This is a genomic window from Stenotrophomonas maltophilia (assembly GCF_900186865.1).
Lineage (GTDB): Bacteria > Pseudomonadota > Gammaproteobacteria > Xanthomonadales > Xanthomonadaceae > Stenotrophomonas > Stenotrophomonas maltophilia.
Genome location: NZ_LT906480.1, coordinates 2,304,457 through 2,317,053 on the forward strand (window position 1 = coordinate 2,304,457; position 12,597 = coordinate 2,317,053).

The window sequence follows — 12,597 nt, forward strand, 5'->3', positions numbered from 1 at the left end:
GCAGACCCGCAGGGGGCGCCGGGCCTGATCCGCCCGTGGCGCCTCCGTCCGCTCAGCAGTTCCACGCCATGCGTGGATGAACCCCATCATGAACCCCCGGGGTGGCTGGATTTGACCTTCCCACGATGGCAAGGTTTAGCCTGTCCGCATCCAGAAGGAATCCCGGGAATCCGATCATGAGCACGCCGCGCACCGCTGCCGTCCCCGCCAGCCCCTCCACCATCAGCCTGCCCATCGAGGGCATGACCTGCGCCAGCTGTGTCGGCCGGGTCGAGGCGGCGCTGTCCAAGGTCGAAGGCGTGGGCAGTGTTTCGGTCAATCTGGCCACCGAGCGCGCGGATATCCGCCCGTCCGGTCCGGTCGATCGGGCCGCGTTGATCCAGGCGGTGGAGCGGGTGGGCTACGACGTGCCCCCCGCCACCGTTGAACTGGCCGTGGAAGGCATGACCTGCGCCTCCTGCGTGGGCCGCGTGGAGCGCGCGCTGCTGGCGGTGCCAGGCGTGAGCCAGGCCAGCGTGAACCTGGCGACGGAGCGTGCGACCGTGCGCGGCGTGGCTGATACGGCCGCCTTGGTTGCGGCCATCGACAAGGTCGGCTACGCCGCCCGCCCGATCGAGGCCGGTGTGCAGTCCGATGATGAAGCCGCTGAAAAGAAGGATGCCGAGCGCGCCGAACTGAAGCACGACCTGATCGTGGCGACCGCGCTGGCGCTGCCGGTGTTCGTGCTGGAGATGGGCTCGCACCTGATTCCCGGCATGCACGAATGGGTGATGGCCACCATCGGCATGCAGGCCAGCTGGTACCTGCAGTTCGTACTGACCCTCCTGGTGCTGGCCATTCCCGGCCGCCGTTTCTACCAGAAGGGGTTCCCGGCACTGCTGCGGCTGGCGCCGGACATGAATTCACTGGTAGCGGTGGGCACCGCCGCGGCGTTTGGCTACTCGGTGGTGGCGACCTTTGCACCGCGGCTGCTGCCGCCGGGCACGGTGAACGTCTACTACGAAGCGGCAGCAGTCATCGTCGCGCTGATCCTGCTCGGCCGCTTCCTCGAGGCCCGCGCCAAGGGCCGTACCTCCGAAGCGATCAAGCGTCTGGTCAACCTGCAGGCCAAGGTCGCCCATGTGTTCCGTGACGGCCGCACCGTCGACATCCCGGTCAATGAAGTGCAGAGCGGCGACATGGTGGAAGTGCGGCCGGGCGAGCGCGTGCCGGTCGATGGCGAGGTGGTTGAAGGCCGCAGCTACATCGACGAATCGATGATCAGCGGCGAGCCGATCCCGGTCGAGAAGCAGCCGGGCAGCAGCGTGGTGGGCGGTACGGTCAACCAGAAGGGCGCACTGACGTTACGTGCCACGGCGGTGGGCGCGCAGACCATGCTGGCGCAGATCATCCGCATGGTCGAACAGGCGCAGGGCTCGAAGCTGCCGATCCAGGCGGTGGTCGACAAGGTCACGCTGTGGTTCGTGCCGGCGGTGATGCTGGCCGCGCTGGCTACCTTCCTGGTCTGGTTGATCTTCGGCCCGTCACCGGCGCTGAGCTTCGCGCTGGTCAATGCGGTGGCGGTGCTGATCATTGCCTGCCCGTGCGCGATGGGGTTGGCGACGCCGACCTCGATCATGGTCGGGACCGGCCGTGGCGCTGAAATGGGCGTGCTGTTCCGCAAGGGCGAGGCGCTGCAGCTGCTGAAGGACGCGCAGGTGGTGGCGGTGGACAAGACCGGTACGCTGACCGAGGGCCGCCCGCGCTTGACCGATCTGGAGATCGCCAGCGGTTTTGACCACGGCACGGTGCTGGCGGCGGTGGCGGCGGTGGAGTCGCGCTCGGAGCATCCGATTGCCCGCGCCATCGTCGATGCAGCCACCGAGCAGGGCATCGCGCTGCCGTCGATGGTCGATTTCGAATCGGTCACCGGCATGGGCGTGCGTGCCAACGTTGATGGTGCGCGGGTGGAGGTCGGTGCCGATCGCTTCATGCGCGACCTGGGCGTGGACATCACTTTGTTCGCGACGCTGGCGGCAGAGCTGGGCACCCAGGGCAAGTCGCCGCTGTATGCCGCCATCGACGGCCGCCTGGCCGCAATCATCGCGGTATCCGATCCGATCAAGCCGAGCACGCCGGCCGCAATCGCGGCACTGCATGAGCTTGGCCTGAAGGTGGCGATGGTCACCGGTGACAACGCTGGTACCGCGCAGGCGATCGCGCGCCAGCTCGGCATCGACGAAGTGGTGGCCGAGGTGCTGCCGGAAGGCAAGGTCGAGGCGGTGCGCCGCTTGAAGGCCACGCATGGCCATGTCGCCTTCGTCGGCGACGGCATCAACGATGCGCCGGCACTGGCTGAAGCCGATGTCGGCCTGGCCATCGGGACCGGCACGGATATCGCAGTGGAATCGGCCGATGTGGTGCTGATGTCGGGCAACCTGCAGGGGGTGCCGAATGCCATCGCGCTGTCGAAGGCGACGCTGGGCAACATCCGGCAGAACCTGTTCTGGGCCTTCGCCTACAACACCGCGTTGATTCCGGTGGCCGCCGGCGTGCTATACCCGGTCTGGGGCGTGCTGCTGTCACCGGTGTTCGCGGCCGGTGCAATGGCACTGTCCAGCGTGTTCGTACTGGGCAACGCGCTGCGCCTGCGCCGTTTCCAGCCACCGATGGCGGATGCCGCCGCAGCGACCCATTGAAGGAGATCCGTATGAACATCGGTGAAGCTGCCAAGGCCTCCAGCGTGTCGGCGAAGATGATCCGCTACTACGAACAGATCGGTCTGATTCCCGCCGCTGATAGAACCGAGTCGGGCTACCGGGCGTATTCGCAGGCGGACATCCACCGTCTGCGCTTCATTCGCCGCGCGCGCGATCTCGGCTTCCAGGTGGCCGAGATCACTGATCTTCTGGGCCTCTGGAATGACACCTCGCGGCACAGCGCCGACGTGAAGCACCTGGCCGAACAGCACATTGCCGATCTGGAACAGCGCATCGAGCACATGCGGCAGATGGCCGACACGCTGAAATCGCTGATCAGTTGTTGTGCCGGCGACGAGCGCCCGGAGTGCCCGATCCTACAGCGGCTGGGTGAGGACGATCAGACGCCGGTGCCGGTCGATACCGCGAAGACCGGTGCGGTGCGGCGGCGTACGCACAAGCATTGACTCGATATCGCATGCATGAAAAAGCCCGCCGGGTGCAGCGGCACCGGGCGGGCTTTCCTGTGTGAGACGGGGGCAGGGGATCAGGCAGTACGCGGCGGGAAGCCTGCGTCGTTCACTGCGGCGAAGACGTCTTCCTGCGATGCGGTGGTCTGCACCTTGACCAGGCCGGTCGGCGGGTCGGCGACCACGCTGGCGTTGGGATCGATCTGCTGGATCGCACGGGTCACGCTGCGCGCGCAGCCGCCGCAGGTCATGCCATCGACATGGAATTCCATCTGTAGCTCCTTCGGTGCTCTTGGGGTGGAGTCAGTGTGCACCTTCCAACGATGGCAGGGTCAAGCGCCGGGCTGAACGAAAGGCAAGCGCCGACAAGAAAAAACGGCAGCCACCTGTACCAGCGCGGCTGCCGTGGAGGAACGTCCCCGCCAGGGCGGGGCGTGGGTTGCACCGGGGCACGCCCGGGCAACCCGGTGTTGCCTTAGAACTTCCAGGTCAGGCCGACGTAGTACTGGCGGCCCGAGTAGGTGTTGGACAGCAGGCGCGCCTTGGTGTCGTTGCCCAGGTGCACACGCTGCTCGGACTTGGTGACGTTGAGCACCGAAGCGGTCAGTGCCAGGTCTTCACGGATGTTGTATGCGGCGTTCAGATCCAGCTGGTCGTACGGCTCGGAGTAAGAGCTGAAGCCGTTGTTGAGGCCACCGACCACCACGCCGCGACGGTTGTAAGAGGCGCGTGCGAGGAACTTCTCGTTCTCGTAGAACATGGTGAAGTTGGCCTGGTTCTTGGCACTGCCCACCAGTGGCGAGGAACCGATCTGTTCGCCGTTGATCTCCACCGAGGCCATGTTGGTGTCGTTGTAGGTGTAGTTGGCCTGGAAGCCGAGGCCGAAGTCCAGGGTGTACTGGCCGTAGATTTCCACGCCCTGCGACACGCCGTCACGGCCGTTGGCCTGGGTCTCATACTTCTGCACGGTCACGTTCTGGCCGCCGACGTTCATCTGCTGGTCGCGCACCACCGGCACGGTGAAGTTCTTGACGTCCTTGCGGAACACGCCCACACCCGCCACGGCACCCGGCTTGAAGTACCACTCCAGGCTCAGGTCGTACTGGGTGGCCTTGAACGGTTCCAGTTCCTTGTTGCTGCCCGAGCCATACCAGCCGGGGTTGGTGGCACCACCGGCAACGCGACGGTCGTTGCTGTACTCATCGGAGTAGTAGCTGAGGCCGCCGGGGTAGGCGATGTTGGTGTAGCTGGGGCGGGCAATGACCTTCGATGCAGCACCGCGCAGCACCAGCGAATCGGTGATGTCCCAGGCGATGTTGAAGCTCGGCAGGATGTCGGTGTAGGTCTTTTCCAGCGAGGACAGTTCGTAGGTCTTGGCGCGGGCCAGTGCATCCGGCAGGCGCACGAAGCCGCTTTCGCAGCCATAGCCGCTGTTGGAGCCGAGCAGGGCCGCTGCTGACGGATCGGTGCAGGCCAAGGGCGAGCCGGCAGCGTTGTCGGCGAAATAGTCATTGAAGCGTTCGACCGAATCGCTGGAGGCGGCGTGCTGCTTGGTCCGTGCCACGCGCACGCCGATGTTGCCGCGCAGGCGCTCGGTGCGGAAGTTGGCCTGGAAGTAGCCCGAGTACACCTTTTCCTGCACGTCGTAGACGAAGTCGTCCTCGGTACGGTTCTGCACGCCGCCGTAGCGGTTGTTCAGGTAGTCGATGTAGGCCGGGTAGTTGATGCCCGGGAACACGTTGGCGTTGAACCCACCGGCGATGTTGTCCATCGGCTTTGACAGGAAGAAGCCGGGCTGGGCGATGCCGGCGGTCGAATCACAACCCGCCTGGTAACGCTTGCTGTAATCGCTCGGGTCGGCTCCCTGGCAGACCCAGTAGGTGTTGCCGGTATTGCGGTGGACCTTGCCATCGCTGTACTTGGCGCCGAACTGGATCGAATCCAGCCAGCCGGCCTCGAACAGCTTGGTGAAGTCAGCCTGGAAGTGGTTCTGCTTGACCTCGGTGCGCTTCCACGACGAATCGGTCGAGCCGGTGTCCACTTCGGCGATGCCGTTCATCAGCTGCTGCTGCAGGTCGGGCGAGAAGTTCACCGACGGCGTGCCGGTCAGGTCCCACGCGCTGTAGGTGTTGCCGGCCTGCCACTGGCCGTTGACCTGGCGGCGCGGCTTGGCCGACATGCGGAAGTTCATCGACGGGCCACCTTCGGACCACGTCCGGCCACCGGCGAAGCTGGCCTTCCACAACGGGCTGATGTCCCAGTCGATGGTCAGGTCCGCGGTCTGCGACAGCGCCTTTTCCTTGCTGTAGGTGCCGGTCAGCTGCGGGGTAGGGATGGTGCAGTCATCCGGGCCCCAGCCGCCTGGGCGCAGGCCGGCGGCGGCGGCCTGGTCTTCGCTGCAGATGTAGTTGCGACCCGGCTGCATCTGGTACTGCGCACCGGTCACGATGGTGCCACTGGGGTCCATGGTGAAGCCGTTGAGCATGCGGCCACCTTCCCAGTTGCCGTCGCCGGCCACGCGCGCCAGGTTCCATTCCGGAACCTTCAGCATGTTCTGGGTGTAGTTGCCCTGCAGTTCGAAGCGGAAGTAGTTCGCCGTCATCGTGACGTTGTCGAGGGGCTTGAACTGGAACGTCAGCTGGCCGCCGGTGCGCTCGCGGCGCTCGTCACGCACTGCGAAGTTGACCGACGTCGGCATGAAGAAGCCGGAGTAGTGGCCACCATTCTGGTTGTAGATGCCCGAGCGGCCCCAGAACTGGGAGGCGTCAGGCAAGGCGTTGCCGTACACGTCGACGGCCGGATTACGCGTGCGGCCCGCCGCGTTCCAGACGTAGTCATGGATGACGCCGCCGTTGGCATCGACACGGTCGCTGTACCACTGCCAGTCTTCGGTACTGACTTCCATGCTGCGGTTGGTGCGAACCTGCTTGGTCGCGCCGATCAGCAGGCCAAAGCGCTCGTCCTTGCTGTGCCAGGAGTACATCGCCGATGCCTGCGGGTCGACACCACTGCTGGTGTCCGACGAGGTGCCTTCGATCGAGGCGAAGCCAGAGTTGGCTTCCATGTCCAGTGGACGGCGGGTGCGCAGGATCACGGTGCCGCCGATGCCGCCTTCGTCGATGCGTGCTTCCGGCGTCTTGTACAGCTCGGCTGCCGACAGCATGTTCGATGGCAGCAGGGTGTAGTTGAACGAACGCGAGGCCTCGTCATTGGTTTCCGAGGTGGCGACGTAATTGCCGTTCAACTGGGTCAGGGTCAGGTCCGAGGCCAGGCCGCGCACGCTGACGTTCTTACCCTCGCCACCGCTGCGGGTGATGATCACGCCGGGCACGCGCTGCAATGCGTCGGCCACGTTCTTGTCGGGGAACTTGCCGACATCCTCGGCGGTGATCACTTCGACCACGGCATTGGCGTCGCGCTTCTGCTCAAGGCTCTTTTCGATGGCGTAGCGGTAGCCGGTGACCTGGACGCTCCAGGTTGGTGGCTTCCTGCGAGCCGGTGGTGGTTGCCTGCTGCGCGGCGGCGCCGGCCGGAACGACGGCGGCGGCCAGGGCCAGCGCGATGGCCAGCGACAGTGCGTCCTGGCCATGCGTACGTGTTGAATGCTTCATTCCCATCTCTCCCTCTCTCCTGGATTGATCCGGTGACGTGGCACGGACAACTTGAATCGATCTAATTTGAAGTGACATTGTCGCTATCGCCATGCAGTGGCAGTTGCACCGTGCGCGTGGCCTGGTACGTCCTGTTGCCGCTTCCCCAACTCCCGGCCATCGCAATGTCGTCTTGGATCGATCTAAGCGATGGGCGGGCGTTTTTTAGCATGGGTCGCCCGTGGGCGCATGCTGCTGCGCAATATGGTACTGGCGTGGCGAAGGGATGACGGTTTGCTGAAAACAGTGAAATCGTTTTCGTGCGCAGGGGAGGGTGGGTCGGCAGGGCTGCGCCCTGCACCTGCTTGAAGCCAGGGCAACGGCCAAAGCCAAAGCCAAAGCCAAAGCCAAAGCCAAAGCGGCTCTGGTTTTCTGCTGGTTTGGCGGGGCGGTGTGGGCTGGCAGGACACGCCGTAAACCCCCCTTCCGGGGTCCGGCCCAGCCGCTGGCGGCTGTGCGTTCGGGCGCTTGCGAAGCAGTGCTTCGCAAGCAAAGCGCCCTCACCCCTGGGGGCTCGATGGCGCCATCCATGGCGCCAACGGTCCTGCCATCCCACGGATAGTCGGCTTTTGCTGTTGCTTCGGCTTCGGCAGGTGCAGGGCGCAGCCCTGCCGAACACCCCCTCTCATGCTGCGCCGCAGAATGCATTCGGCTGAATCCGCATGCTCTACTTGAATCGATCTAAATCCACGGTCTGGTGGGTCGGACGTCATTCCAGGGGGAGCTCTCTGCAGGGCAGGGCTCAGCGGAACGGTGCCGAACGATCCCGGCCGTCTGCCTCCGCGTCATCGACTACAGGAACCCGACATGCGTCCAGTGCCGTCCGCTCCCGCCGTCCCATTGTCCTCCCGCCCGCTGGCGCGCCTGGCCTGTCTGCTGGCGCTTTCGGCCATGCCGATGCTGCTGCAGGCCGCACCGGCGGCGCTGGAGCGCGAGGTCAACACCTTCATCGGCAGCAAGGACGACGGCAATACCTTCCCCGGCGCATCGGCACCGTTCGGCCTGATCCAGGTCAGCCCGATCGGCAGCCACTATTCGGGCTGGCGCTACGACGACGAGAAGATCCGCGGTTTCGGCCACTCCTTCATCTCCGGCGCCGGTTGCTGGGAGCAGGGCGGGCAGGTGTCGATCCTGCCGGTCACCGGCAGCATCGGTCCGGGCGGCGATTTCGATACTGCTGATGCCAAGAACTTCAACCACAAGACCTATGCCGCTTTGTACACGCATGACGGCGAGATCGGCCAGGCCGGCTATTACAAGGTGCGCCTGACCAGCTACGGCGGCATCGATGCCGAGGCCACCGCGCGTACACGTGCCGCGGCCGAGCGCTACACCTTCAGCCAGCGCCAGGGCGAGGGCCACGTGCTGGTCAACGTCGGCCAGGCCAACGAACGCCACTCGGTGATCGGCAGCGTAGTCGATGTGGTCGGCGACCGCGTGGTCGAGGGCAAGCTGGTGACCAAAAGTTTCTGCGGCGGCCATCAGTACACCACCTGGTTCCGCATCGAGTTCGACCGCCCGTTCAAGGCGCATGGCACCTGGGGCGAGGGCGGCGGCCTGCCGGGTGCGCGCCACAGCATGGAAGGCGAACAGAAGCCGAACGGTGCCTGGCTCAGCTTCGACCTCGCCAAGGGCCAGTCGGTAACGGCGATCAGCGCGATATCGCATGTGGATGCCGAAGGCGCGCGCATCAACCTGCGCGCGGAGGGCATGCAGGGCGGGGCGCTGCTCGGTTTCGACCGGATGCGCGCGCTGTCCCAGCAGTCGTGGCGCGAGCAGCTGGGCCGGGTGCGCGTGCAGGGCGGCACCGCCGACGACCGCGCTGTGTTCTACAGCGCGGTCTACCACGTGCTGCTGCAGCCGATGACCGGCAACGACGCCGACGGCCGCTACCGCGGCTATGACGATGGCATCCACCGTGCCGATGGCTGGACCTACTACGAGTACTTCTCGCTGTGGGATACCTACCGCGCGCAGAACCAGTGGCTGGCACTGACCCGCCCGGACGTGGCGCGCGACATCGGCCGTACCCTGCTGGCGATCGACGAGCAGGGCGGCTGGCTGCCGCGCTGGGGCTATGCCAACTTCGAGACCAACATCATGACCGGCGATCCGGTCACCCCGTTCATGGTCGACCTGTGGCGCTTCGGTGCGCTCAAGGGCCGAGAATCGCAGGCCTGGGATGCGCTGCGCCGCAATGCCTTCGGCACGCCGCCGCTGAACTCGCGCATGGCCGGCCGTTCCGGCAACCCGACCTACCTGGAAAAGGGCTACGTGGTCTACGACCGCGCGTTCCCGTCCAAGGGCATGGACGTCGATCCGCACCACGGCGGTTCGGCTACCTTGGAATACGCACTGGCCGACTGTGCGCTTTCGCAGATGGCCGATGGCCTCGGCCATGCGCAGGACGCGGCGACGCTGCGTGAGCGCGGCCGCAACTGGCGCAAGGTGTGGGACCCGCAGGTGCGCGACGCCGAGACCGGCTTCACCGGTTTCCCGCGCCCGCGCACCGAGGATGGCCAGTGGTACACCCCGGCCGATGGCCACTACAGCCCGCGTTCGCACCACGGTTTCCATGAGGGCACGGCGTGGCAGTACCAGTGGCTGGCGCAGCAGGACGTGCCGGGGCTGGTCGAAGCGATGCAGGGCCGCGAACAGGCCGGCCGCCGCCTCGACGCGTTCTTCGCGATGGACGCGCTGCAGGCCGATCCGCTCAACGCCGCCCGCAAGGAGTGGGTGGTCGGGCCGTACAGCTACTACAACCAGTTCCGCTACAACCCGAACAACGAGCCGGACCTGCATTCGCCGTGGCTGTACACGCTGATCGGCCAGCCGTGGAAGACCGCCGCCGTGGTGCGCGCCGCGCAGCAGTTGTTCACCAACGCGCCCAATGGCGTGACTGGCAACGACGACCTCGGCACGATGTCGGCCTGGTATCTCTTCAGCGCCATCGGCGTGTATCCGGCGGTGCCGGGCAGCGGCCAGTTCCTGCTGCACACCCCGCGCTTCAGCAAGGTGGAACTGGACATGGGCAATGGCCGGACGCTGCGCATCGACGCGCCGGGTGCCGATGGCCGCCGCCTGCAGTACGTTCAGGGCGTGCAGGTCGATGGCCAGGCGCATGCGCCGGTCTGGCTGGACTGGAACCAGCTGCAGCAGGGCCCGCGCCTGCAGTTCGCGCTTGACGCGAAGGCGCCGGAGCAGGGCTGGGGTACGGCGGTGAAGGACCTGCCGGTGTCCTGGTGCGCGGCACCGGGCAGCCAGCTGCGCTGAGCCGGACTGTGCCGTTCGCGGTGACCCAGCGAACGGCACGGCACGACACGGCCCTGATCCATTAGGCTTGAGCCTCCAGCGGAGTCCGGGAAGACGATGAACGACAACGGCAGCAGTCCCAGCAAGCGCGCCGGCAAGGCAGTGACGGTGACCGACATCGCGCGTGCCATCGGCGTGTCACGGGCGACCGTGTCGCTGGTGTTGCGCGGCAGCCCGCTGGTCAACGTCGATACCCGTGCCAAGGTCGAGGCCGAGCTGCGCCGGCAGCGCTATGTCTACAACCGCGCTGCCGCCAACCTGCGTCGACGTACCTCGTCGAGCATCGCGCTGGTGATCAACGATCTTTCCAACCCGTTCTTCGCCGAATTCGCGTCCGGCGTGGACGAGGCGCTGGGCGGACGCGGTTACGTGACCCTGCTCGGCAGCACTGGCGAATCGCCGGAGCGCCAGCAGGCCGTGCTGTCCACGTTGATGGAGCACACCCCGGCCGGCCTGATCCTGTCGCCGGCCGAGGGCAGCGATACCGTGCAGTTGCGACAGGCACTGGGTGCCAATGCCAACGTGCTGCTGTTCAACCGCGAACTGGAAGGGGCCGACTGGGACTTCCTGACCCTGGACAACCAGCACGGCGCCTATCTGGCCACGCGTCACCTGATCGAGCGCGGCCATCGCCAGATCGCCTTCTTCGGCGGCCACGCTGCATCGAGCTCGTGCCACCAGCGCCGTGCCGGTTTCCAGCAGGCGCTGGCCGAGGCCGGTCTGTCGCTGCCGCCGGGCTGGATGATCGAGTCGGCGCCGAACCGTCTGGAAGCCGCTGCGCGCACCGATGAGCTGTTTGCCGATGGCCATCGGCCGAGTGCGGCGGTCTGCTACAACGACACCGTCGCGCTGGGCCTGATGCTGGGCTTGAATTCACGGGGCATCCGTCCGGGAGGTGACTTTGCCGTTACCGGCTTCGACGATATTTCCGAGGCTGCGGTAGCGGTGCCGCCGTTGACCACGCTCACCGCCGATCCGCGCGAGCGGGGCCGGCAAGCTGCGGCGCTGCTGCTGCAACGACTGGACGAACCGGACGCGCCGCCACGGCGCACGGTCGCGCCGGTGCAGTTGCGCATCCGCGAAAGCAGTGCCGCACGACCGAACTGATTTATTCCATACACCCCTTCCACGCAACAACGACCTTCCGCGCATCGAGGCGCGTACCGCATGCCGATCTCCGCAACGCCCCGTCCAACGGGATCTTCGGGCAACGCACCTGCCGTCACCAACGGCAAGGCGCTGGCCGTGGTCACCACGATCTTCTTCATGTGGGGCTTCCTGACCTGCCTCAATGACATCCTGATCCCGCACTTGAAGGCGGTGTTCGAGCTGAACTACGCCAAGGCGATGCTGGTGCAGTTCACCTTCTTCGGCACCTATTTCCTGATGTCGCTGCCGGCGGGTCGCCTGGTGGCGGCGCTGGGCTACAAGAAGGGCATCGTGGCCGGCCTGGTGATTGCCGGTATCGGTGCGCTGGGCTTCTGGCCGGCGGCCGAGCTGCGCGTGTATGGCGCCTTCCTGGGCGCACTGTTCGTTCTGGCCACCGGCATCACCGTGCTGCAGGTTGCTGCCAATCCCTACGTCGCGCTGCTGGGCCCGGAGCAGACCAGCTCCAGCCGCCTGACCCTGGCGCAGGCGCTGAACTCGCTGGGCACGGCCATCGCCCCGATCTTCGGCGGCATGCTGATCCTGTCCAACACGGTGAAGAGTGCCGATGACATCGCGGCACTGCCGGCCGCCGAACAGCTGGCCTACCGTGCCGCCGAGGCGCAGGCCGTGCAGGGCCCGTACGTGGGGCTGGCCGTTGCGCTGGTGCTGCTGGCGCTGTTCGTATACCTGTTCCGCCTGCCGGCACTGAGCGACGCCACCGAGCAGGCCGACCAGGGCCACCACCACAGCTACCTGGATGCGCTGCGCAAGCGCCACCTGCTGCTGGGTGTGCTGGGCATCTTCTTCTACGTCGGTGCCGAAGTTTCGATCGGCAGCTTCCTGGTCAACTACCTGTCGATGCCCAACATCGGCGGCTTCAGCGAGCAGGAAGCCACGCATTACGTGTCGGCCTACTGGACGATGGCGATGATCGGCCGCTTCGCCGGCTCGGCGCTGCTGGCGCGCTTCTCGCCCAGCCGCCTGCTGGCGATCTTCGCGCTGGTCAACGTGGGGCTGCTGGTCACGACCATGCTGACCTCCGGCAACATCGCGCTGTACTCGGTGGTGGCGATCGGCCTGTTCAATTCGATCATGTTCCCGACCATCTTCGCGCTGAGCATCGAGCGCCTGGGCCCGCTGACCAACAAGGGTTCCAGCCTGCTGATCATGGCCATCGTCGGCGGTGCGGTGGTGCCGTACCTGCAGGGCGTGCTGGCCGACCACATCGGTGTGCAGGCCAGCTTCATCCTGCCGCTGCTGTGCTACGGCTACATCATTTTCTACGGACTGGTCGGCGCACGTACGCCGGCTTCCGCAACGCAGGGAGGCTGAGTCCGG

At 66.1% G+C, this 12,597-nt stretch carries 6 protein-coding genes and 1 pseudogene; 5 read left to right on the top strand and 2 right to left on the bottom strand.

Translation table 11 applies throughout. The features are described 5' to 3' along the window. The first annotated feature begins 176 nt into the window (after window positions 1–176). Together CKW06_RS11200 and cueR are read left to right on the top strand one after the other, a co-directional pair. The gene (locus CKW06_RS11200; protein WP_024956872.1) at window positions 177–2,678 is read left to right on the top strand and encodes a heavy metal translocating P-type ATPase; all 2,502 of its coding nucleotides are present in this window, start codon (window positions 177–179) and stop codon (window positions 2,676–2,678) included. An 11-nt stretch (window positions 2,679–2,689) separates the two neighbouring features. After that, window positions 2,690–3,145: a Cu(I)-responsive transcriptional regulator gene (gene cueR / locus CKW06_RS11205; RefSeq protein ID WP_005409440.1), complete on the top strand. Its 456-nt coding sequence runs from the start codon at window positions 2,690–2,692 to the stop codon at window positions 3,143–3,145. 80 nt (window positions 3,146–3,225) lie between these two features. Here the strand turns inward: cueR and CKW06_RS11210 are convergent, their stop codons facing one another. Together CKW06_RS11210 and CKW06_RS11215 are read right to left on the bottom strand one after the other, a co-directional pair. After that, window positions 3,226–3,420 carry a heavy-metal-associated domain-containing protein gene (locus CKW06_RS11210; protein WP_005409441.1) on the bottom strand — a complete coding sequence of 65 codons (195 nt, stop codon included), beginning with the start codon at window positions 3,418–3,420 and terminating at the stop codon, window positions 3,226–3,228. 203 nt (window positions 3,421–3,623) lie between these two features. Beyond that, window positions 3,624–6,765: pseudogene (locus CKW06_RS11215) on the bottom strand (TonB-dependent receptor). 840 nt (window positions 6,766–7,605) lie between these two features. Here CKW06_RS11215 and CKW06_RS11220 point away from each other — a divergent pair. From CKW06_RS11220 to fucP, 3 genes are all read left to right on the top strand, one after another. Next, window positions 7,606–10,071 (top strand): GH92 family glycosyl hydrolase, encoded by a 2,466-nt coding sequence (locus CKW06_RS11220; RefSeq protein ID WP_024958321.1) that lies wholly within the window; start codon window positions 7,606–7,608, stop codon window positions 10,069–10,071. A gap of 96 nt (window positions 10,072–10,167) precedes the next feature. Then, on the top strand, window positions 10,168–11,217 hold the full coding sequence (locus CKW06_RS11225) for a LacI family DNA-binding transcriptional regulator (protein WP_005413180.1): 1,050 nt from the start codon (window positions 10,168–10,170) through the stop codon (window positions 11,215–11,217). Window positions 11,218–11,277: 60 nt separating this feature from the next. Further along, window positions 11,278–12,591, top strand: a complete 1,314-nt coding sequence (gene fucP, locus CKW06_RS11230) for an L-fucose:H+ symporter permease (protein ID WP_005409446.1) — start codon at window positions 11,278–11,280, stop codon at window positions 12,589–12,591. The last annotated feature ends 6 nt before the right edge of the window (window positions 12,592–12,597 follow it).

Excerpts from the sequence above, each read along its gene's own strand:
- CKW06_RS11200 (WP_024956872.1), top strand. The coding sequence starts at position 177 with ATGAGCACGCCGCGCACCGCTGCCGTCCCCGCCAGCCCCTCCACCATC.
- cueR (WP_005409440.1), top strand. The coding sequence starts at position 2,690 with ATGAACATCGGTGAAGCTGCCAAGGCCTCCAGCGTGTCGGCGAAGATG.
- CKW06_RS11210 (WP_005409441.1), bottom strand. The coding sequence starts at position 3,420 with ATGGAATTCCATGTCGATGGCATGACCTGCGGCGGCTGCGCGCGCAGC.
- CKW06_RS11220 (WP_024958321.1), top strand. The coding sequence starts at position 7,606 with ATGCGTCCAGTGCCGTCCGCTCCCGCCGTCCCATTGTCCTCCCGCCCG.
- CKW06_RS11225 (WP_005413180.1), top strand. The coding sequence starts at position 10,168 with ATGAACGACAACGGCAGCAGTCCCAGCAAGCGCGCCGGCAAGGCAGTG.
- fucP (WP_005409446.1), top strand. The coding sequence starts at position 11,278 with ATGCCGATCTCCGCAACGCCCCGTCCAACGGGATCTTCGGGCAACGCA.